The organism is Variovorax sp. PAMC26660 (genome assembly GCF_014302995.1).
Classification (GTDB): Bacteria; Pseudomonadota; Gammaproteobacteria; order Burkholderiales; family Burkholderiaceae_C; genus Variovorax.
The window spans coordinates 6,841,252-6,861,959 of the sequence record NZ_CP060295.1 but is presented as its reverse complement, the minus strand read 5'-3'; the positions used below and the strand labels follow the sequence as shown (position 1 = coordinate 6,861,959).

Annotated in this window: 22 protein-coding genes; 17 read left to right on the top strand and 5 right to left on the bottom strand. The window is 67.1% G+C overall.

Features of this window, described 5'->3' with window-relative positions:
* Positions 1 to 5: 5 nt before the first annotated feature.
* Positions 6 to 1,520, bottom strand: coding sequence for a helicase HerA-like domain-containing protein (locus tag H7F35_RS32110; protein ID WP_187110525.1), 1,515 nt, complete (start codon positions 1,518 to 1,520; stop codon positions 6 to 8).
* Between the two features lie 113 nt (positions 1,521 to 1,633).
* Between H7F35_RS32110 and H7F35_RS32105 the strand changes: the two genes are divergently transcribed.
* From H7F35_RS32105 to fabG, 10 genes are read left to right on the top strand one after another with little or no spacing between them, the layout of a single operon-like run.
* Positions 1,634 to 1,945: a phosphopantetheine-binding protein gene (locus H7F35_RS32105; protein ID WP_187110524.1), complete on the top strand. Its 312-nt coding sequence runs from the start codon at positions 1,634 to 1,636 to the stop codon at positions 1,943 to 1,945.
* 5 nt (positions 1,946 to 1,950) lie between these two features.
* Positions 1,951 to 2,595, top strand: coding sequence for a hypothetical protein (locus H7F35_RS32100; protein ID WP_187110523.1), 645 nt, complete (start codon positions 1,951 to 1,953; stop codon positions 2,593 to 2,595).
* Between the two features lie 16 nt (positions 2,596 to 2,611).
* Positions 2,612 to 4,321 carry an AMP-binding protein gene (locus H7F35_RS32095; RefSeq protein WP_187110522.1) on the top strand — a complete coding sequence of 570 codons (1,710 nt, stop codon included), beginning with the start codon at positions 2,612 to 2,614 and terminating at the stop codon, positions 4,319 to 4,321.
* Positions 4,321 to 5,337, top strand: coding sequence for an acyl-CoA synthetase (locus tag H7F35_RS32090; protein WP_187110521.1), 1,017 nt, complete (start codon positions 4,321 to 4,323; stop codon positions 5,335 to 5,337). The genes H7F35_RS32095 and H7F35_RS32090 overlap by 1 nt, the downstream gene beginning before the upstream one ends.
* The gene (locus H7F35_RS32085) at positions 5,309 to 5,959 is read left to right on the top strand and encodes an outer membrane lipoprotein carrier protein LolA (RefSeq protein ID WP_261803441.1); all 651 of its coding nucleotides are present in this window, start codon (positions 5,309 to 5,311) and stop codon (positions 5,957 to 5,959) included. The genes H7F35_RS32090 and H7F35_RS32085 overlap by 29 nt, the downstream gene beginning before the upstream one ends.
* Positions 5,960 to 5,961: 2 nt before the next feature.
* Positions 5,962 to 8,349, top strand: coding sequence for an MMPL family transporter (locus tag H7F35_RS32080; protein WP_261803727.1), 2,388 nt, complete (start codon positions 5,962 to 5,964; stop codon positions 8,347 to 8,349).
* Positions 8,349 to 9,188: a polysaccharide deacetylase family protein gene (locus H7F35_RS32075; protein WP_187110519.1), complete on the top strand. Its 840-nt coding sequence runs from the start codon at positions 8,349 to 8,351 to the stop codon at positions 9,186 to 9,188. The genes H7F35_RS32080 and H7F35_RS32075 overlap by 1 nt, the downstream gene beginning before the upstream one ends.
* Entirely contained in the window at positions 9,185 to 9,955 is a 771-nt protein-coding gene (locus H7F35_RS32070) for a class I SAM-dependent methyltransferase (RefSeq protein WP_187110518.1), read from the top strand. Before H7F35_RS32075 ends, H7F35_RS32070 begins: the two co-directional genes overlap by 4 nt.
* Positions 9,952 to 10,425, top strand: coding sequence for a hydroxymyristoyl-ACP dehydratase (locus H7F35_RS32065; protein ID WP_187110517.1), 474 nt, complete (start codon positions 9,952 to 9,954; stop codon positions 10,423 to 10,425). Before H7F35_RS32070 ends, H7F35_RS32065 begins: the two co-directional genes overlap by 4 nt.
* A complete protein-coding gene (gene fabG / locus H7F35_RS32060; protein WP_187110516.1) occupies positions 10,422 to 11,153 on the top strand; it encodes a 3-oxoacyl-ACP reductase FabG in 732 nt (243 codons plus the stop codon). The genes H7F35_RS32065 and fabG overlap by 4 nt, the downstream gene beginning before the upstream one ends.
* A 555-nt stretch (positions 11,154 to 11,708) precedes the next feature.
* Here fabG and H7F35_RS32055 read toward each other — a convergent pair.
* The 4 genes from H7F35_RS32055 to H7F35_RS32040 are packed head-to-tail and all read right to left on the bottom strand — an operon-like array spanning position 11,709 to position 15,105.
* Entirely contained in the window at positions 11,709 to 12,485 is a 777-nt protein-coding gene (locus tag H7F35_RS32055; RefSeq protein WP_187110515.1) for a glycosyltransferase family 2 protein, read from the bottom strand.
* A complete protein-coding gene (locus tag H7F35_RS32050) occupies positions 12,452 to 13,249 on the bottom strand; it encodes a lysophospholipid acyltransferase family protein (RefSeq protein WP_187110514.1) in 798 nt (265 codons plus the stop codon). The genes H7F35_RS32055 and H7F35_RS32050 overlap by 34 nt, the downstream gene beginning before the upstream one ends.
* 33 nt (positions 13,250 to 13,282) lie before the next feature.
* Positions 13,283 to 14,263, bottom strand: coding sequence for a hypothetical protein (locus H7F35_RS32045; RefSeq protein WP_261803440.1), 981 nt, complete (start codon positions 14,261 to 14,263; stop codon positions 13,283 to 13,285).
* A 53-nt stretch (positions 14,264 to 14,316) separates the two neighbouring features.
* The gene (locus H7F35_RS32040) at positions 14,317 to 15,105 is read right to left on the bottom strand and encodes a class I SAM-dependent methyltransferase (RefSeq protein ID WP_187110513.1); all 789 of its coding nucleotides are present in this window, start codon (positions 15,103 to 15,105) and stop codon (positions 14,317 to 14,319) included.
* 117 nt (positions 15,106 to 15,222) lie between these two features.
* Here H7F35_RS32040 and H7F35_RS32035 point away from each other — a divergent pair, with 117 nt between their 5' ends.
* From H7F35_RS32035 to H7F35_RS32005, 7 genes are read left to right on the top strand one after another with little or no spacing between them, the layout of a single operon-like run.
* Entirely contained in the window at positions 15,223 to 15,948 is a 726-nt protein-coding gene (locus tag H7F35_RS32035; protein ID WP_187110512.1) for a YebC/PmpR family DNA-binding transcriptional regulator, read from the top strand.
* 43 nt (positions 15,949 to 15,991) lie between these two features.
* On the top strand, positions 15,992 to 17,290 hold the full coding sequence (gene purD / locus H7F35_RS32030) for a phosphoribosylamine--glycine ligase (RefSeq protein ID WP_187110511.1): 1,299 nt from the start codon (positions 15,992 to 15,994) through the stop codon (positions 17,288 to 17,290).
* Positions 17,290 to 18,216 carry an oxygen-dependent coproporphyrinogen oxidase gene (gene hemF / locus H7F35_RS32025; protein WP_187110510.1) on the top strand — a complete coding sequence of 309 codons (927 nt, stop codon included), beginning with the start codon at positions 17,290 to 17,292 and terminating at the stop codon, positions 18,214 to 18,216. Before purD ends, hemF begins: the two co-directional genes overlap by 1 nt.
* Positions 18,213 to 18,842 carry a nicotinate-nucleotide adenylyltransferase gene (gene nadD, locus H7F35_RS32020; protein WP_187110509.1) on the top strand — a complete coding sequence of 210 codons (630 nt, stop codon included), beginning with the start codon at positions 18,213 to 18,215 and terminating at the stop codon, positions 18,840 to 18,842. The genes hemF and nadD overlap by 4 nt, the downstream gene beginning before the upstream one ends.
* The gene (gene rsfS, locus H7F35_RS32015; RefSeq protein WP_187110508.1) at positions 18,842 to 19,546 is read left to right on the top strand and encodes a ribosome silencing factor; all 705 of its coding nucleotides are present in this window, start codon (positions 18,842 to 18,844) and stop codon (positions 19,544 to 19,546) included. Before nadD ends, rsfS begins: the two co-directional genes overlap by 1 nt.
* Positions 19,543 to 20,010 carry a 23S rRNA (pseudouridine(1915)-N(3))-methyltransferase RlmH gene (rlmH, locus tag H7F35_RS32010; protein WP_187110507.1) on the top strand — a complete coding sequence of 156 codons (468 nt, stop codon included), beginning with the start codon at positions 19,543 to 19,545 and terminating at the stop codon, positions 20,008 to 20,010. The genes rsfS and rlmH overlap by 4 nt, the downstream gene beginning before the upstream one ends.
* Complete coding sequence (locus H7F35_RS32005) at positions 20,007 to 20,702, top strand: phytanoyl-CoA dioxygenase family protein (RefSeq protein ID WP_187110506.1); 696 nt, start codon at positions 20,007 to 20,009, stop codon at positions 20,700 to 20,702. The genes rlmH and H7F35_RS32005 overlap by 4 nt, the downstream gene beginning before the upstream one ends.
* Positions 20,703 to 20,708: the final 6 nt, after the last annotated feature.

Sequence of the window (20,708 nt, the reverse complement as noted above, 5' to 3'; positions counted from 1 at the left end):
GCGGGTCAGCGCTTCTTGCTACCGAAGATCCCGCCAAGCACCCCACGCAGGATCTCCTTGCCGACCGACGTTCCCATGGTGCGCACCGCCGACTTGGCCATGGTCTGCACCAGTCCGTCACGTTTGCCACCGCGTGGCCCGGTGCTGCCGAAGATCATGTCGTTGAGCATGCCGCCCATGCCGGAGCCGGATGCTTCCGCTGCGGCCTTGCCTCCCGGTGCGACCGCGGGCGCATCGGGTGCGCTGTCGGCGCGGCCCTTGAGCTTTTCATAAGCCGATTCGCGGTCCACCGTCTTTTCGTAGACGCCGGCCACCAGCGAATTGGCGATCAGTGCCTTGCGCTGATCGGGCGTGATCGGGCCGAGCTGGCTGCCCGGCGGCACCACGAACACGCGCTCGGTCACGCTCGGGCGACCCTTGTCGTCCAGGAAGCTCACCAGCGCTTCGCCGACCGCGAGTTCGGTGATAGCCGTCTCGATGTCGAGGCCGGGCTTTTGCCGCATCGTGCTGGCGGCAGCTTTCACGGCCTTCTGGTCGCGCGGGGTGAAGGCGCGCAGCGCGTGCTGCACGCGGTTGCCCAACTGAGCCAGCACCGTGTCGGGAATGTCCAGCGGGTTCTGCGTCACGAAATAGACGCCCACGCCCTTGGAGCGCACCAGCCGCACCACCAGCTCGATGCGTTCCACCAGCGCCTTGGGTGCTTCGTTGAACAGCAGGTGAGCCTCGTCGAAGAAAAAGGCCATCTTGGGCTGGTCGGGGTCGCCGATTTCAGGCAACTGCTCGAACAGCTCCGACAGCATCCACAACAGGAAGGTCGCGTACAGGCGCGGCGAGTTCATGAGCTTGTCGGCTGCCAGGATGTTGATGACACCCTTGCCGCCCACCGTCTGCATGAAATCGGCGATGTTGAGCATCGGCTCGCCGAAGAACTTGTCGCCGCCCTGGGTCTCGATCTGCAGCAGCCCGCGCTGGATGGCGCCCACGCTGGCGGCGCTGATGTTGCCGTACTGGGTGGTGAACTGGCTGCTGTTTTCGCCCACGTACTGCAGCATGGCGCGCAGGTCCTTCAGGTCGAGCAGCAGCAGGCCGTTGTCGTCGGCGATCTTGAACACCAGGTTCAGCACGCCGGCCTGCGTTTCGTTCACGTCGAGCATGCGGCCCAGCAGCAGGGGGCCCATGTCGGAAATGGTGGCGCGCACCGGGTGGCCCTGTTCGCCGAACACGTCCCACAGCGTGACGGGGCAGGCGGAGGGCTCGGGCACCTCGATGCCGCGTTCCTTGAGCGTGGCGGCCAGCTTGGCGCCGATGACACCTTTCTGGCTGATGCCGGTGAGGTCGCCCTTCACGTCGGCCATGAACACCGGCACGCCGATGCTCGACAGCTTCTCGGCCATTGTCTGCAGCGTGACGGTCTTGCCGGTGCCGGTGGCGCCGGTGATCAGGCCGTGGCGGTTGGCCAGTGCGGGCAGGAGGGTGCACTCGATGGTGTCGTGGCGTGCGATCAGAAGGGGGTCGGCCATGGGCGCTCCGGGTCGTGTCGAAACGGGCAGTCTAATCAAGCCGCACTCCTATAATCCACGGCCCGCACGGTAGTTCCATCGGTAGTTCCGGAAAAAAGTATCAGGAGGTTTTTTTGTCATCGACTGCTCAGCCCCCCCTTCCCGCCACTGGCGACGCGTCAGAACAGTCGCCGATCGAAAAAGAACTGGCTGTGCTGCTGGTGAACGCATTGAACCTTGAGGTTGCCCCCGAGGACATCGTGCCCACCGATCCGCTGTATGGCGAAGGCCTCGGGCTCGACTCGATCGACATCCTCGAAGTCGCGCTCGAAGTCTCCCGGCGCTATGGTTTCCAGTTGCGTTCGGACGACGAGCGCAACCAGCAGATTTTTCAGTCGCTGCGCACGCTCGCGACCCACGTCGCACAGCATCGCGCCGCTTCCTGATCCCCATGTCACGATGGCGACTGGCACTCCTGCTGCTGGTGGGAGTCGCCTATGCCGGCCTCTCTCACTGGATGACCCTGTTTCACGCCACGGCGCCGTGGGCCGTTGTGGTGCTGCTCGGTCCGTTGTGGCTTGCCGCTATGGGCTTTGCCGCGAGCTGGTTCGGCCGCTGGGGCTTCGTCGGCATGGCCGCGCTGGGCATCGGCGGCTTCTCGCTCGTCTTCCTGGGTGAAGCGGGTGACCCGGACCGTCTTTATGTGATGCAGCACGTTGCCATCAACGGCGCGCTGTGCGGCTGGTTCGGCTCGACGCTGCGCGGCAAGAGCTTGCCGCTGATCACCCAGTTTGCCCAGCGCGTTCATCCGCTCAAGGGCCACATGCTGGCCTACACCACGCAGCTCACGCGCATCTGGACGGGATACTTTGCCGCCGTGGTGCTGGCGTCGATCGCGATCTACATGACACGGCCGTTTTCAGACTGGTCGCTGTTCGCCAATGTGCTCTCGCCGGTGATGGTGGCGCTGCTGTTCGTGGGCGAACATCTTGTGCGCTACCGGCTGCATCCCGAATTCGAGCGCACGCGCCTGGTGGATGCAGTGCGCGCGTTCTACGGCACATCGTCGGTCGACCACGGCACCGGCGGCCGATGAAACAGGCGCTGCCCGCGTGACGACAGACATTCAATTCCTGCCGCTGCTCGCGGACCGCGACCCCGATGCCCCCCTGGCCTGGCGTGCCGGCGTGCCCGTGAGCACGCGGCAGTTTCTGGCCGACGTGGCCCGCTTCGCGCCGGTCTTGCCGGGCGAGGGGCCGGCGGTCAATCTTTGTGTCGACCGCTACGCCTTTGCCGTGAGCCTGGGGGCCGCGTTGGTGCGTGGCCATGCCAGCCTGCTGCCGCCCGATGCGCGCTCCGACACGCTCGCCCGCCTGCTCGAATCCGGCGGCCCCCGTCTTTTCGCGCTCACCGACGATCCGAAGCTCCAGACCCCTGGCATGCAGCGCGTTTTCATCGAAAACCGCTCCAGCCTCGAAGGCGATGCAAGTGGCACCGTGCCATTGATCGACGGTGCCATGCATGCCGCCAGCCTGCTGACCTCCGGCTCGACCGGCGTGCCGCAGCCGCATGCCAAGACCTGGCGCACCCTGGTGGGCGACGTGACGGTGGCGGTCAAGCGGCTTTGCAGGGTGCTCGAACGCCCGACGCTGGAAGGTGTGACGCTGGTGGCGACCGTGCCGGTGCAGCACAGCTACGGGCTCGAATCGTCGGTGCTGCTGGCCATGCTGGGCGGCGCCGCCTTCGAGAGCGGCCGGCCGTTCTTTCCGGCCGACGTGGTGCAGACGCTGGCTTCGGTGCCGCGCCCGCGCGCGCTGGTGACCACGCCGTTCCACCTCAAGACATTGCTGCTGTCGGGCATCGAACTGCCGCCGGTCGACCTGATCCTGTCGGCCACCGCGCCGCTGTCGCCGCAGCTCGCCCTGCAGGCCGAGCAGGCCATGGGCGGCGTGCTGCTCGAAATCTACGGCAGCACCGAGTCAGGGCAGGTTGCCACGCGGCGCACGACCGAAAGCGAAGTCTGGGAAACCTTTGGCGAGATTCGCGTCCACGCCGAGCCGGCCGAGGCCGGTGGCCCCGAGCGCTTCATCTTCGAGGGCGACTTCATGCCCGAGCCGACGCCGATGGCCGACGTGCTCGAACTGCTCGACGAGCGGCGCTTCCGGCTGTTCGGCCGTGCCAACGACCTGATCCATGTGGCGGGCCGGCGCAGCTCGCTGGCGCACCTGAACTACCACCTGAACAGCATCGCAGGCGTCGAGGACGGCGCCTTCTGGCTGCCCGATGAAGTGGCCGACGGCGTGGTGCGGCCGGTCGCCTTTGTCGTTGCGCCGACGCTTTCGGCGGTCGAGATCATTGCTGCGCTGCGGCAACGCCTCGAACCCGTGTTCGTGCCGCGCCGGGTGGTGCAGGTCAAGGCCTTCCCGCGCGAAGGCACCGGCAAGCTCACCGTGCGGGCGCTGCGCGAATTCGCGTTGGCGCAGCTCGCGGAAGACACCACCCCGGTGCAGATGGCTCTTGCGGTGCCGGCCGACCATCCCGTTTTTGCCGGCCATTTCCCTGGCCAACCCTTGCTTCCAGGCGCCCTGGTGCTGGCCGAGGTCATGGAAGCCATCCAGCGCGTGCCGGCCCTGGTCACGCGGCTGGGGGCGAATCCCACGCTTGCGGCGGCCAAGTTCCTGGCGCCCGTGCGGCCGGGCAGCACGCTCGCCATCGAGCTGCTTCCGGAAGCCGGAACCGGTCGCGGCGTGCGATTCGACGTGCGTTGCGACGGCGTGGTGGCTGTCAGCGGCCGCTGGGTGGCCGTGCAAGAGTCTGCGTGATGAAGCACACCGACGTCGAGGCGAATGCCGTCAACGAGGCCGCGCAGACAACCCGGGGTTCCGCGCAGAACACGCAGAAGGGCGACTGGGCGCGTGCGCCCGAGCGCAGCAACATGCTGGCGCTGCGCTTCATCTGCCTGATGGCGCTGGTGTGCGGGCGCCACGTCACGCGGCTGCTGTTGCCGCCGATCAGCATCTACTTTCTGCTTTTCGCGCCCGCGCAGCGCCGGCACATCAAGCGCTATCTTTTCAGGGCCATCGGCCCGCAGGCTGGATGGATCGACGGCTACCGCCTGCTGCATGCCTTTTCGTCGACGGTGCTCGACCGCGTGTACTTCCTGCGCGGCCGCATGGATCTGTTCAAGGTGACGGTCGACGGCAATGCGCCGATCGATGCCGAAGTTGCGCAAGGGCGGGGCGCCTTCCTGCTCGGCGCCCACGTGGGCAGCTTCGAGGTGATGGGCGCCTGCAAGCACCAGGCGCACCAGAACAACCTGCGTCTGGCGATGCTGATGTACCCGGACAACGCGCAGCGCATCACGGCCATCCTCAATGCCATCGCTGTGCCCGAGCTGCGGCCCCACGTCATCGCGCTGGGCCGGCCGCACTCGATGCTCGCGCTGCGCGACTGGCTCGACGGCGGTGGCCTGGGCGGTATGCTGGCCGATCGCACCTTGCCGGGCAGCGAAGACCAGCCCGCGCACCAGCGCGGCAACAACATCGTGCTGCCCTTCCTGGGGCAGCCGGCATGCTTCAACGACGGCCCGTTCCGCCTGGCGGCCTTGCTGCGTCGCAAGGTGTTCTTCATGGCGGGTCTTTATGGTGGCGGTGCGCGCTACGATGTCCGGTTCGACCCACTGGCCGATTTCGGCGAGCCGGCGTCCTGCGCTGCAGAGCGCGAGCAGCGCATCCGCGCGGCGCTCGAAGCCTATGTCGCGCGCCTCGAAGCGCTGTGTCGCGCGTACCCGTACAACTGGTTCAACTTTCATGATTTCTGGCTCGAAGATTCGGCTTGACTGGCTTTGCAGGGCCGTGGTGCTGGCACTGGCGTTCTGCGCCATGCCGGCCTGGGCGGCGTTCGACCTGCCCGAGCTGATGAGCCTGCTGGCCAAGCAGAAGAGCGGCGAAGCCCGCTTCACCGAACAACGCTTCGTGCACGGCCTGGAAGGCCCGCTCGACGCCAGCGGCACGCTGAGCTTCGACGCGCCCGACAAGCTGGTGCGCCGCACGCTGTCGCCGCGCATCGAGACCATGGCGGTCGAGGGCAACACGCTGACCTTGTCGCGCGGCGGGCGCAATCGCACCCTGGCGCTGGACAGCATGCCCGAGCTGCTCGGCCTGGTCGAAGCCATGCGCGGCACGCTGAGCGGCGATGGCGCCACGCTGCAGCGCTACTTCAAGAGCACGGTGACCGGCGCTCCGACCAAGTGGACGCTCGACCTCGCGCCCATGGACAGCAGGCTGGCCGCGCAGGTGCGCAGCATTCGCATCAGCGGCCGCGCGAGCGACGTGCTGGGGCTCGAAATGGAATTCGTCGGCGGTGACCGCTCGGTCATGAACATCTCGCCGAATGCGCCTGCGGCCGTGCCCACCAACGCGGCCCCGTCCGGCCCGGCGGCGGGACGCACCACACCGTGACGATGCAGCAGGCGGGTGGCCCGCCGGGCTGGCGGCGCAGGGCGGTCGTGCTGATGGCGTGGTTGCTGGTGCTGCTGTGCGGCGCCGTGGTCATTGCCCGCACGCAGATCGGCGCCGATCTTTCGGCCTTTCTGCCCAAGAGCCCGGACCTGCGCCAGCGCGTGCTGATCGAGCAACTGCAAAGCGGTGTCGCCTCGCGCACGCTGATGCTGGGCATCGAAGGCGGCAGCAGCGTCGAACAGCGCGCCACGGTGTCGCGCGCGGTCGGCAAGGCCATGCGCGAGAGCCAGCTCTTCGACCTGATCCAGAACGGCGATGTCGGCGACTGGAGCGAGGCGGGCACCTGGGTGTTCCAGCACCGCTACCAGCTCTCGCCCGGCGTCACGCCGGGGCAGTTCACCGCTGCCGGTCTGCGCGATGCCATCAACGAAACCTTGTCGATGCTCGGCACGCCGGCCGGCAACGTCATCAAGCCTTTCCTCGACAGCGATCCGACCGGCGAGACGCAACGCATCGCGATGGAGCTGGTGCCCGCCAGCGCGCCGCGCAGCGAAGACGGCGTGTGGATGTCGCGCACCGCGCCGCGCGCGCTCATGATCGCCACCACGCGCGCCGCCGGCAGCGACCTCGACGCGCAGGCCGTGGCCATCGCAAAGGTGCATGCCGCTTTTGAAGCGGCGACCCGCGACATGGGCGAGGCGAAGCCGACGCTGTTGCTGAGCGGGCCGCCGGTGTTCTCGGTGATGAGCCGCGACAAGATCAAGACCGAAGCCATCCACCTCGCGATCGTGGGCGGCATCGTGATGGGCGGTCTGCTGCTGCTGGCTTTCGCCTCGCCGCGCGCCTTGGTCATAGCCTTCCTGCCGGTGGCTACCGGCGTGGTGATCGGCACGGCGACCGTGAGCCTCGTGTTCGGCTCGGTGCACGGCCTCACGCTGGGCTTTGGCAGCACGCTGATCGGCGAGACCGTCGACTACGCCATTTATTACCTGATACAGGCTCGCGGCGCCGCCGTGGCCGGCACCGGCTGGCAGCGCTGGCGCGAGGTGCACTGGCCCACGGTGCGGCTCGGGCTGCTCACTTCCGTGTGCGGTTTCGCGGCGCTGGTGTTCTCGGGCTTTCCAGGGCTGGCGCAGTTGGGCGTGTTCTCCATCGCCGGACTCGTTTCCGCCGCGTTGGCCACGCGCTATGTGCTGCCGATGCTCGCGCCCGATGGCGCGACCGGCATGGGCATGCGCCGCTACATGGCGCAAGCTGCCGGTGTGCTGGTGCGCGGCCTGCCGCGCCTGCGCTGGCCGCTGGCCGCGCTCGGGGTTGCCGCGCTGGGGCTGGTGCTGTGGCAGGGCGGTCACCTGTGGCGTGCCGACCTGGGCGCGATGAGCCCGGTGCCCAAGGCGGCCCAGCAACTGGACGAAATGCTGCGCAACGACATCGGTGCCAGCGACGGCGGCGTGCTGGTGGTGGCCTATGGCGACGACGAGCAAGCCGCGCTGCGCAACACCGAAGCAGCCGCCGCGCGCCTCGATGCGCTGGTGGACAAGGGCGAACTCGTCGGCTACGAAGCCGTCACGCGCGTGCTGCCGAGCGTGGCCACGCAAACCGCGCGCCTTGCAAGCCTGCCCGACGCAGAAACGCTGCGCACCAACCTGGCAGAGGCCACGAAGGTCCTGCCGCTGCCGGCATCGCGGCTCGGTCCATTCCTGACCGACGTAGAGGCCGCACGCAAGCTCGCACCCGTGCAGCGTGCCGATCTGGCCGGCGGACCGCTCGGTTCGGTGGTGAACACGCTGATGTACCAGCGCCCCGGTGGCGGCTGGTCGACGCTGGTCGTGCTGCATCCCGGCAAGACCTTCGACCAGGGGCGGCTCGAAGCCGCGCTGGCCGGCCTGCCCGAAGTGCAGGTGGTCGATGTCGGCCGTGAACTCGCGGGGCTCTATCAGCGCTATCTGCATGAAGCCTTCGTGCAGGTGCTGCTTGGTGCGCTGGCGGTGGTGGTGCTGCTCGGCATCTACCTGCGCTCGTGGCGCCGGCTGCTGGCGGTGTGCCAGCCGCTGGTGTTCGCAGTGATGCTCACGCTGGGCGGCATGGCCGTGATGCAGGCGGCACTGGGCATCCTCCACTTGGTGGGGCTGCTGCTGATTGTTGCGGTGGGTTCCAACTACGCGCTGTTCTTCGACCAGTTGCGCACGACCGGCCGGGCCGATGAAGACACGCTGGCCTCGCTGATGCTGGCCAACCTGACGACCGTGGTGTCGTTCGGGCTGATCGCGATCTCGGACATTCCGGCGCTGTCGTCGATTGGCCGCGTGGTTGCGCCGGGTGCACTGCTGGCGCTGCTGCTGTCGGCTGCATTCGCGCGGCATGTGGCGCCGCCGAAGGCACAGGGCTGATGGGAAAATCCGCCGAAATGCCTTCCGCGTCCAACCCCTCCGAATCCTGGCCCTGGCCGCCGGCCATGCGCGCCAGTGCGGCGTGGCATGTGGCGGCCATCGGTGCGGGCGTGCTGGTGCCGGGCGCCTTGCCCTGGGCCATCGGCGCCATCGTGCTGAACCATGCGCTGATCACCGGGGCCGGGTTGACGCCCCGCAGCAGCCTGCTGGGCCCGAATGTCACGCGACTGCCTGAAGCTGCGGCCGCACGGCGCGAAGTGGCCATCACCATCGACGACGGGCCGGAGCCCGAGGTCACGCCCCAGGTGCTCGACCTGCTGGACGCACATGGCCAGCGCGCCACCTTCTTCTGCATCGCCGAGCGCGTGCTGGCGCACCCCGAACTGGCGCGCGAGATCGTGGCGCGAGGCCACAGCATCCAGAACCACACGGCGCAGCATCGGCACAACTTCTCCTTTCTGGGGCCGCGTGGTTTCGCGAAAGAAATCGCTCGCGCGCAGGACATCCTGACCGACGTCACCGGCCAGCGTCCGACCTGTTTTCGTGCACCGGCCGGCCTGCGCAACCCCTTTCTCGAACCCGTATTGCACCGCCTGGGCCTCTCGCTCGTGAGCTGGACGCGCCGTGGTTTCGATACGCGTGAAGGCGACGCCACCAAGGTGATGGCGCGCCTGAGCCACAACCTGCAGGCGCGCGACATCCTGTTGCTGCACGACGGCAATGCCGCGCGCACCGCCGAAGGAAAACCCGTTTTGCTGGAGGTACTGCCCTTGTTGCTCGAACGCCTGCGCGCCGATGGATTGCGCGCTGTCACCTTGCCCGAAGGACTGAAGCCATGAGCGCGGTGATGCCGTCATCGTCGACCGACACCGCATGGAGCGAGCTGCACGAAGCTGCCACGGTCCCCTACAAGAAGGGCGGCACCTTCGCCTGGCAATTCGCGCGCGGCAAGCTGGGGCGCGACCCGGTGTTTCGCGGGCTGCTCGAACGCGGACTGTTCGGTGCGCAGCACCGGCGTGTGGTCGATATCGGTTGCGGTCAGGGCCTTTTCGCGAGCCTGCTGGCATCGATGAGCGCGATGCAGAAAAAGGGGCGCTGGCCGTCGTCGTGGTCTGCCACGCCTGCCGCCGCCGACTACACGGGCATCGAGCTGATGCCGAAAGATGTGGCGCGCGCAGAGGCTTCCATCGGCCATCTGCAGCCTGCGCCCCGGCTGTTGTGCGCCGACATGTGTTCGGCGACCTTGCCGGAGTGTGATCTCGTGGTGATCCTCGACGTGCTGCATTACGTGGACCTCGATGCGCAAGAGGGCGTGCTGCTGCGTGTGCGCGATGCACTGAAGCGCGGCGGCAATCCGCAAGCGCGGTTGTTGCTGCGCGTGGGCGATGCATCGAGCCGCCGCGGTTTTGCCATCAGCCAATGGGTCGACCGCACGGTGACACGCATCCGCGGCCACAAGGTCTCGCCGACCTGGGGTCGCCCGCTGGCCGAATGGATGGCGCTGCTGCAGCGCCTGGGTTTTCGCGTGCAGAGCATTCCGATGAGCGAAGGCACGCCTTTCGCCAACGTCCTGCTGGTGGCCGACCTCGAGGCCGTCGCTGCATGACGGCGCCGCAGACGCTCGACCGCGCGGGCATCGCGCAGCGCATTCCGCACAGCGGCAGCATGTGCCTGCTGGAGCGGCTCGAAAGTTGGGACGCCGACGCGATCCACTGCAGCACCACGACGCACGCGCAAGCGGGCAACCCGCTGCGCACCGCCGGCGGGTTGCTGGCACCGAATGCGATCGAATATGCCGCGCAGGCGATGGCGCTGCACGGCGGCTTGTTGGCCGCCGAAGGCAGCACGCCTTCGGCCGGCTTCCTGGCGAGCGCGCGCAATGTGAAGTTGGCCGTGGCGCGGCTGGACGACATCGCCGGCGCGTTGCAGGTGCGCGCAAATCGCCTGTCAGGCGACGATCGCCAGATTCTTTATGAGTTCACGGTGAAGGCCGACGATGGCCGCATGCTGGCCGAAGGCCGCGCCGTGGTGGTCCTGAACACGCCGCTGGCAGCAGAAAGCACAACCCCGTCATGAGTCTCGAAGGAAAACGCGCACTGATCACGGGCGCAAGCGGTGCGCTCGGTGCCGCGATGGCCGAGCGTTTCGCGCGCGATGGCGCCACGGTGTTGTTGCATGCGAATTCGCGGCCGGAGGCGGTTGAAAAACTGGCTGCGTCTATCGTGGCGGCGGGCGGCAAGGCGGAATGCCATGTGTTCGATCTGCGCAGCGACGAAGCCTGCGCGGCTGCGTGCGCGCGGATGCTGGAAGGTGGACCGATCCAGATCCTCGTGAACAACGCGGGTGTGCACGACGACGCGGTGCTGCCGGGCATGCGCGCCGAGCAGTGGCACAAGGTGATCGACGTGTCGCTCAACGGGTTCTTCCGCGTCACGCAGCCTTTGTTGTTGCCGATGATGCGCACGCGCTGGGGGCGCATCCTGAACATCTCTTCGGTTGCCGCGATTGCGGGCAACCGGGGGCAGGTCAATTACGCGGCTGCGAAGGGCGCGCTGAACAGTGCGACCAAGGCGCTGTCGCTCGAAGTGGCTTCACGTGGCGTGACGGTCAATGCGATCGCGCCGGGGATCATTGCTTCGCCGATGGCGGATGCGGTGTTCGATCAAGCGGTCATCAACCAGATGGTGCCCGTGAAGAGGGCGGGCACACCCGAGGAAGTGGCCGCGCTGGCTGCCTTTCTTGCCAGCCCGGAGGCCGCTTACATCACGGGGCAGGTGATCTCCATCAACGGCGGGATGATCTAGATTCTGGGTCGTTGGTGTCCGGGGGCTCGGCGATGGGTGCTGTGCCCTTGGGCGGCCGACGTCACCGGCCGCTTCGCGGCTGCCCTGCGCTGCTCACGACGGGCGGGGTCTCGCAGAACTCGCTTCGCTCAAACAGCTGCGAGCCCTGATCCGCCCGTCGCTGCGCTGCTCGGCGGTGCCTCAACGGCCGCCCAAGGGCACAGCACCCATCGCCGTGGTCAGAGCGGTTGTTGATCCCTCCTCTTCGGAGCCCGCTCCCCGTCTTACTCCCTCTCCCTCTGGGAGAGGGCTGGGGTGAGGGTCGACGGCCTCAAAGAAGTACAGAGCCTCCGTTCACCCCAGGAGCCCGGTATGCAGTTCGGCGCAGTCAGCCCCTCTGGGTCGCCGAGGAGCGCAGCGTTTCGCGGATCAGGGCTCGCAGCTGTTTGAGCCGAAGGCGAGTTCTGCGAGACCCCGCGAGATGCGAGCACCGCAGGGAAGCCCGAAGGGCCGGCACAGTGGGGCCGACTGCGCCGAACCACATACCGGGCGCCCCCAAACAAAAGACAACAAGCCTCAGTCCTGAAAAGGCGGCGCCCCAGTCACCTTGCGAAACAGCAGCAAAGGCAGCCGCAAGACAAACTCAACCATCAACCGCGCGTGCATCCAAGTCAGCAAGACGTTGTCCCGCCCATACCGAAAGTGCGAAACCCCGCCTTCTTCGGCCGTCAGGTACTTCACAGGCGCATCGATGTTCACAGGCTTGACCCCACGCCAGGCCAGCCGCACAACCGCTTCGGTGTCGAAGTCGAAGCGCCGCATCCAGGGCTGCCGCGCCATCACGGCGATGAGGTCCGCGACAGGGTAGACACGAAAGCCGTAGAGCGAATCGCCAACGCCGGCAAACAGCGTCTCGAGCTGCGTCCACCCATTCGACACACGCCGCCCGCGCACGCGCAACAATGGCGCGCTGGCATCGAAAACGGGGCGCCCAAGCACCATCGTCTCAGGGCGTTCCAGCGACGCTTTCATGAATGCAGGAATCAGTTCGGCCGGATGCTGCCCATCCGAATCCATCGTCAGCGCATGCGTGAAGCCGGCTTCCTTGGCCACGCGCAGCCCGTGCAGTACCGCCGACCCCTTGCCCTGGTTCTGCGGCAACAGCCACACGCGCAACCCCGGGTCGGAGGCCGCCATCTGCTGCAGCCGTTCGCCCGTGCCGTCGTCGCTGCCGTCCACCACCACCCACACCGAATCCCATTGCGCGCGTGCCGCCGCAACCGTCGAGAACAGGCGTTCCCCCGTGTTGTAGCTGGGGATCAGGACAAGGTGGGTGCGCGAGGCGTCTGGCATTCGGGGGACGCGTCGGTGGCGCGCTGTTCCATGTTTTGGCGAAAGTATTGTTCAAGCTCGGCCTGCAGCACATCGCTGTCCTGCGTCGGCGCGAAGCGCTTGCCGAGCCGCAAGGTGAAGACGATGGGCAGCGGCGGGACGCGCCACAGCGGCCAGCCCTTGCCGAGATAGGGCGAGTCGGTGTCGATGAACACCGTTTGAATTGGCGCCTGCGCCAGCTTGGCGATCAGCGTCACGCCGGGGCGAAACGGATTGAGCGGCGGTGTCACGGTGCGCGTGCCTTCGGGAAACACCACCAGTTGGCCGCCGTTGCGCAGGTCGGTCACGGCCAGCCGCACCATCATGCGGGCCGACTTGTTGCTGATGTAGCGCGCCAGCCGGGCGCCCGCGCCGAGGAAGATGTTGCCCATCAGGTCGGCCTTCATGATGCAGGCGCTGCGCGGCAGGCGCGCCACCAGCAGCAGCGCGTCGAGCATCGTCGGATGGTTGGCCACGAAGATCACGCCGGGCTCGCTGCGCATCGGGTCCAGGCAGGCGGCGTCGATGCGCATCATCCCGGTCACGGAGGCCAGCCACCAGAACATGCGGTAGGCGAAGGCGATCGTCACTCGGCCCAGCGCACGCGCCGGTGCCGCCGGCATGACCGGATAGATCAGCATCGCAACGAAGTTCCAGACCAGCGAGATCAGGCCCAGGAACAGCAGCAGCGCATAAAGCATCAGCGCGAGCGGGATCGCCGTGAGAATGCGCAGCACGCGAGTCATTGGATCGAATGATCGGGCGGGAAACGCAACCGATCAGGCCTGCAGTCGGCCAGCGGCGACCGTGTGGGCCTCGATCTCGACGAGCAGATCGCTGCGGCAGATGTCGGCTTCCAGGTACACCGCATGGCGAGCCATGGGCGCATCGGCGCCGAGCGTGCTTTCGATGATGCCGCGCGCCGCATCGGTCTGCGACGGATGCCGCACGTAGACCACGCAGTCCAGCTCGGCCAGCGAGAACTTCGCGGTGCCTCGTTCGTTGGCGGCGGTGATCACGGCTTGCAGGTTGCGCAGCGTTTCGCGGGTTTGTTCCAGCACGTCGCCGTGGTGCACGGTTTCGTGGCCAACGATGCTCGCGGTGCCCGAAATGAACAGCGCGATGTTGCCGTCGCCGATGTCGGACAGCGCGGCGCGCGAGAAGGTGGGCGAGCGCGGGCCGTAGGTTTCGGGGTAGCGATAGGCCGAGACCTGCCGCGGGTTTTCGACCGGCAGCGGTGCCTGCTGGCCGGCCAGGAAGCGGATCGACAGCGCGCCCTGGTGGATGCCCAGCGCGCAAGCCGCCGGGGCACCTTCGAAGGCCGCGCGGCCGGCTTCAAGAAACGCCTCTTGCCGGCCGAGGTTGAACTGGCGGTAACGCTCAAGGCCGCCACCGTCGCCATTGATCTGCGGCAGGTAGTTCCAGATGCGCTGCAGGTGCGGCGCGCCGGCCTGGTCCAGCGTCTTGAAGAGGTCGCGGTAGGCACGGTGCGCGAGCTCGGCCAGGCCTTGCTTCTCCGTGGCCTCGTCGAGGTCGATGGCGCCCAGCAGCCAATGCCCGTCGGTGCGCCAGCGCACGATGCCGGTGGTGCCCGACTCGATGTGCGCGCCCGTCACATGCCACACATCGGCCATGGCACCGTGCGACGACAGCACGCGCGCGTTCACGGTCGGCATCCATGCCACGCCGTGCGGCGTGCCATAGCCGAGCGCCGCGAAGGGCGCCTTGCCATCGGTCGCCAGCGCGAGGCTGTCCGGCAATGAAAGGCGCTCTACGCGCAGATGGGATGGGTTTTCGTCCTGAGCTCGCACTGTCACCTGGCCTCGGCGGTAGGTTCTGGTTTGATGGCGGTATAGGCAGAGAAAACACCGAGGCTGGCATGCCGTTGCACGTCGCGAAAGCCCGCGGTGCCCAGCGCCTGCATCACCCGCTCGGGCGGGATGCAGGCCTCGATCGTGTCCCAGTAATAGCGCCACAGTTCCGAGGTGTTTTGTCGGCGACCGACCACGCGGGCGATCAGCGGCACCACGGCGCGCATGTAGCCCTTGAGCAGTGCCGTCGCAATGCGGCCCTCGGGCTTGGTAATTTCGAGCACCACCACGCGCCCGCCGGGGCGCAGCACGCGATGAAATTCGCTGAAGGCGGCCGCCACGTCGCTGATGTGGCGCATGGCGTAGCCCATGCTCACGAAGTCGCTGCTGGCGTCCGGCCGGGGCAGGGCTTCGGCAAAACCCCGCACCAGCTCGACGCCGGGAAGCTTCACCTGTTCCATCATGCCGGGGCTGGGGTCCACGCCCACGAGGTGGCCGGTCGAGCCGATGATCTTCAGCGCTTCCCGCGCAACCAAGCCAGTGCCGATGCCGACATCGAGCACCTGCGCGCCCGGTGCAAGCCCTGCCTGCAGCAATGCCGCACGGCGGTACGAAGGCCCGGTGCCGAAGGCGAGCACGCTCTCGATGCGGTCGTAGTCCGCAGCGGTGCTGTCGAAGATGCGACGCAAGAATGCCTGGTGCTCTGCTTCGGTGTTGTAGTACAGCGGCAGCGGTGCGTGCGGCGGCAGGGTGTCGGGATTTCCCGTACCGACAGAAGGCGATGGCGTCATCGAACGATTATCACCAAAAGGCCCGGCCCGAATTCCCTGGCGCCGGGGAGCGTTGTGTGCGCCGGACAGTAAACTCCACACTTGCTTTGAAAACACAAGACAGCGAGAGAGAAAGCCATGGCCGGACATAGCAAATGGGCAAACATTCAGCACCGCAAGGGCCGCCAGGACGAGAAGCGCGGCAAGCTCTGGACCCGCGCCATTCGCGAAATCACGGTGGCAGCGCGTGCCGGTGGCGGTGACCTCAGCGCCAACCCCCGGCTGCGGCTGGCGGTCGAAAAGGCCAAGGCGGTCAACCTGCCGATCGACACCGTCAAGCGCAACATCGACAAGGCCACGGGCAATCTCGAAGGCGTCAACTACGAAGAAATTCGTTACGAAGGGTACGGCATCGGCGGCGCGGCGATCATCGTCGACACCATGACCGACAACCGCGTTCGCACCGTGGCCGAAGTTCGCCACGCCTTCTCGAAGCACGGCGGCAACATGGGCACCGAAGGCTCGGTGGCCTTCCAGTTCAAGCACTGCGGCCAGATCATCTTCGCGCCGGGCACCGATGAAGACAAGGTGATGGAAGTGGCGCTCGAAGCGGGCGCCGAAGACGTGGTCACCGACGACGACGGTGCCATCGAAGTGCTCACGGGCGTCGCCGATTTCGAGGCCGTCAAGAACGCGCTCGAAGCCGCCGGCCTGAAGCCCGAACTGGCCGAAGTCACCATGCGCGCCGAAAACCCGATCGAGGTGACCGGCGAAGACGCAGCCAAGATGCAACGGTTGCTCGACGTGCTCGAGGACCTGGACGACGTGCAGGGCGTTTATCACAACGCCTCGCTGTCCGAATGAGCGAATGAATGATTGATTTACAGCGAATGAAGAAGGCCCGCGAATGAAGGTACTGGTAATTGGTGGTGGGGGCCGTGAACACGCTCTGGCGTGGCGCCTGGCGCAGGCCAACCGTGTCAGCCGCGTGTATGTGGCGCCGGGCAACGGCGGCACCGTGAGCGACGAGCGCTACGACTGCATCGACATCACCGAGCCCGCCGCATTGCGCGAATGGGCGATGGCGGAAAAGATCGCGCTGACCGTGGTCGGCCCCGAGGGGCCGCTGGCTGCGGGCGTGGTGGACGAGTTCCGTGCGCACGGGCTGCGCATCTTCGGCCCCACGCAGGCCGCCGCACAGCTCGAAAGCTCCAAGGCGTTCTCCAAGGCGTTCATGAAGCGCCACAAGATCCCGACCGCTGAATACGAAGCCTTCACCGATGCCGCTGCGGCGCACGCGTACATCGACGCCAAGGGGGCGCCCATCGTCGTCAAGGCCGATGGCCTGGCCGCCGGCAAGGGCGTGGTGGTTGCCATGACCGCGCAAGAGGCCCACGAGGCCGTCGACTTCATGCTGGTCGACAACAAGTTCGGCGTGTCGCACAACGAGGGCGGCGCGCGCGTTGTCATCGAAGAGTTCCTGCAGGGCGAGGAAGCCAGCTTCATCGTGCTGTGCGACGGCAAGAACGTCACCGCGCTGGCCACCAGCCAGGACCACAAGCGCCTGCTCGACGGCGACGAAGGTCCCAACACCGGCGGCATGGGTGCGTATTCGCCCGCGCCCGTGGTCACGGCCGAGGTGCACGCACGCGCGATGCGCGAGATCATCCTGCCGACCATTCGCGGCATGGAAAAAGACGGCATTCCGTACACCGGCTTCCTGTACGCCGGGCTGATGATCGACGCGACCGGTCACCCCAAGACGCTCGAATTCAACTGCCGCATGGGCGACCCCGAGACGCAGCCGATCATGATGCGGCTCAAGTCCGATCTGTTCGAGGTGTTCTGGCACGCCACCGACGGCACGCTCGACCAGGTCGAGCTGCAGTGGGACCGCCGCGTGGCACTCGGAGTGGTGATGGCCGCGCATGGCTATCCGCTCTCGCCGCGCAAGGGCGATCGCATCACCGGCATTCCGCCCGAGGCACCCGATGCGGTGGTGTTCCATGCCGGCACGACCATGCAGGACGGCGAGCTCAAGACCAGCGGCGGCCGCGTGCTCTGCGTGACCGTGCTGGCCGACAGCGTGAAGCTGGCGCAGCAGCGGGTCTACGAGGTGGCGGCGCGCGTCAAGTTCGACGGCGCCCAGTACCGCAAGGACATCGGATACCGCGCGCTTCACGCGCGCAACAACCCTCACGCTTGATGCAGCAAACCAATCCGGCAGCGGTCGGCGACTACCTGCGCGGACTGCAGCAGTCGATCATTTCGGCGGTGGAGAGGGCCGATGGTGGCACCTGCGTGCGCGATGCCTGGCACAAAGAGCCGGGCGAAACCTTGCAGGGCCACGGCCTGACCTGCATCCTCGAAGGCGGTGAGCTGTTCGAGCGCGCCGGCTGCGGTTTTTCGCAGGTGCGCGGACCGAAGCTGCCGCCCTCGGCCACGCAGAACCGGCCCGAGTTGGCGGGTGCGCCCTTCGAGGCGATGGGCGTGTCGCTGGTGTTCCATCCGCGCAATCCTTATGTACCGATCGTTCACATGAACGTGCGCATGCTGGCCGCGCTGCCGAAAGATGGTGCGGGCGGCGAGCCGGTCTGCTGGTTTGGCGGCGGCATGGACCTCACGCCTTGCTATGGCTTCGAGGAAGACGCGGTGCACTTCCACACCACGTGCCGCGATGCGCTCGCACCCTTCGGCGACGACAAGTACCCACGCTTCAAGACCTGGTGCGACGAGTACTTCTTCTTGAAGCACCGCAGCGAGCAACGCGGCATCGGCGGCATCTTCTTCGACGACTTTTCCGAAGGCGGCTTCGAGAACGGCTTCGCGATGATCCGCTCGGTCGGCGACGGTTTTCTGCCGGCCTACCTGCCCATCGTCGAGCGGCGACGTCACACGGCGTACGGCGAGCGCGAACGCAATTTCCAGCTTTATCGTCGCGGGCGCTACGTCGAGTTCAACCTCGTGTGGGACCGTGGCACGCACTTCGGCCTGCAGTCCGGCGGGCGCACCGAATCGATCCTGCTGTCGATGCCGCCGCTGGCCAGTTGGGCCTACCAGCAGCAGCCCGAAGCGGGCAGCCCCGAAGCCGCGTTGTACAGCGACTTCATCGTGCGGCGCGACTGGTTGTGAGCGCCTTGGGCAAGGCTCCACGCATCGGCGTTTTCGGCGGCGCATTCGATCCGCCACACAACGCGCATGTGGCGCTTGCCGAAGCCGCCATCGCGCAACTGAATCTGGCCGAACTGCACGTCATTCCGACAGGGCAGGCCTGGCACAAGAGTCGTGCGCTGACGCCCAAGCAAGACCGCCTCGCAATGACGCGCCTGGCCTTCGCCGATCTGAAGGGCACTGTCGTCATCGACAGCCGCGAAGTGTTGCGTGACGGCCCCACCTACACCCTCGACACCCTGCATGAATTGCAGCAAGAACAGCCCGGCGCACAGCTCGTTCTGATCATGGGCGCGGACCAGGCGAGTGCCTTGCCGACCTGGAACGGCTGGCAGGCTATACTAGCCATTGCTATCGTTTCTGTAGCGTATCGCGCACTATCGACGGGCGACATCGCTCGTTTTGATCCGAAAATGCTGCCTCGCCTCCCGGCTGGCGCGCGTTTCGAGGCGCTAGAACTGCCGGCCATGGACACCAGCGCCACCGAAATTCGGCGGCGCGCGGCGCTGGGCGAGGATATTTCCTCACTGGTTCCGCCCACCGTTGCACGCTATATTGACCAACACCACCTCTACCGCTCTGCCTGATGACCACTGAAGCCGCCGCCAAGAAAGACACCCAGAAACTCCAGCGAGCCATCATCGATGGTCTCGAAGACGTCAAGGCGCAGGACATTCAGGTATTCGACACAGAACATCTTTCGCCGCTCTTCGAGCGCGTGATCGTTGCGTCGGGCACCTCGAACCGCCAGACCAAGGCGCTCGCTGCCAGCGTGCGAGACGCGGTGCGCGAGGCCGGTTTCGGCAAGCCGCGCATCGAGGGCGAGGACAACGGCGAGTGGATCATCGTGGACTGCGGCGCAGCCGTCGCGCACATCATGCAGCCCGCCATTCGCCAGTACTACCACCTCGAAGAGATCTGGGGCGACAAGCCGGTGCGCGCCAAGCTCGGCGGCGCCAAGCCCGCCGCTGCCAGCGCATCGAAGGTGGTCGAAGAGAAGAAGCCCGTCGCCGCCAAGATGCCGAACCTGCGCCGTGCGAGCGCTGCCAAGACCGCCATCCGCGCGGCCGAGCAGGAAGCCAAGGCCGAGAAGGCCAGCAGGAGCCCGTCCAGGAAGCCTGCTGCCAAGAAGGCCCCCGCCAAGACAACCGCCGCCAGGAAGACCACCACTGCACGCGTGCCGGTGAAGGTCGTCGGCAAGCCGGCGGCCAAGAAGCCCGCAGCCAAGACGGCGGCAAAAACGGCTGCCAAGAAGGCGCCCGCGCGCAAGGCGGCCCCGCGCCGTCCATGAAGCTGCTGGTGGTCGCCGTTGGGCAGCGCATGCCCGACTGGGCGCAGACTGCCTGGGACGACTACGCCAAGCGCTTCCCGCCCGAGCTCAAACTCGAGCTGCGTGCCGTCAAGACCGAACCCCGCGGCTCCAAGTCGCTGGAAACCCTCTACGCAGCCGAGCGCGAGCGCATCGAAGGCGCCATCGCCCGCGGCATGCGCATCGTTGCACTCGATGAGCGCGGCACCGCGCTCACCACCAAGGCACTGGCCGCGCGCCTGCAGGCCTGGCAAGGCGAGGGCGATGACGTAGCCCTGGTCATCGGTGGCCCCGACGGGCTCGATCCCACCTTCAAGGCCGCGGCCCACGAACGCATCCGCCTTTCCGACCTGACGCTGCCGCACGCGATGGCGCGGGTGCTGCTGGTCGAACAGCTCTACCGGGCCTGGTCGGTGAACGCAGGCCACCCCTACCACCGCGAATGACCAGCGCCAGCAGTCGGGCCGCGATGCTCGACGAGGTGGGCCATGCGCTGTTGCCGGCGCTTCTGCCGACGGATCTCCTGGTCCGGACCGCGCAGTCGCTTGAACTCACGCTGGGGCAAGGTGCCGGCAGCCGCAACCTGCTGGCCCAGCCGCAGTGCCGTGAAATGGCCCATCGCTTGAAGACGCAGCTTGCCGATATGGGCCTGCTCGATGCTTCCGCGGTGGCCGTGCAGTGCACGTTGTTCGACAAGACGGCCGACAGGAATTGGCTGGTCGCGCTGCACCAGGACACATCGATCCCCGCATCGACGCGCGAACCCGACTCGGCGATGCCCGTCGTCATCAAGGAAGGCGAGCCCTACGTGCAGCCACCGGTCGACGTGCTGCAATCGCTGCTGGCCGTGCGGGTGCACCTTGACGATTGCGGCGCCGATGCCGGCCCCTTGCGCGTGGTCCCGGGCAGCCACTGTGCAGGCCGCCTCGATGACGCCGAAGCGCAAGCGATGCGCGCCGACTTTGGCGAGGCGACGTGCACGGCCGCACGCGGCGACGCGCTGCTGATGCGCCCATTGCTGCTGCACGCGTCCTCCCGCGCCCGCTCGCCGGTTCGCCGCCGCGTCCTTCACTTCCTCTTCGGACCCGCGTGCCTGCCGCACGGACTGGTCTGGAATCGCACCGTGGCCGGCGCGTAACCCGCG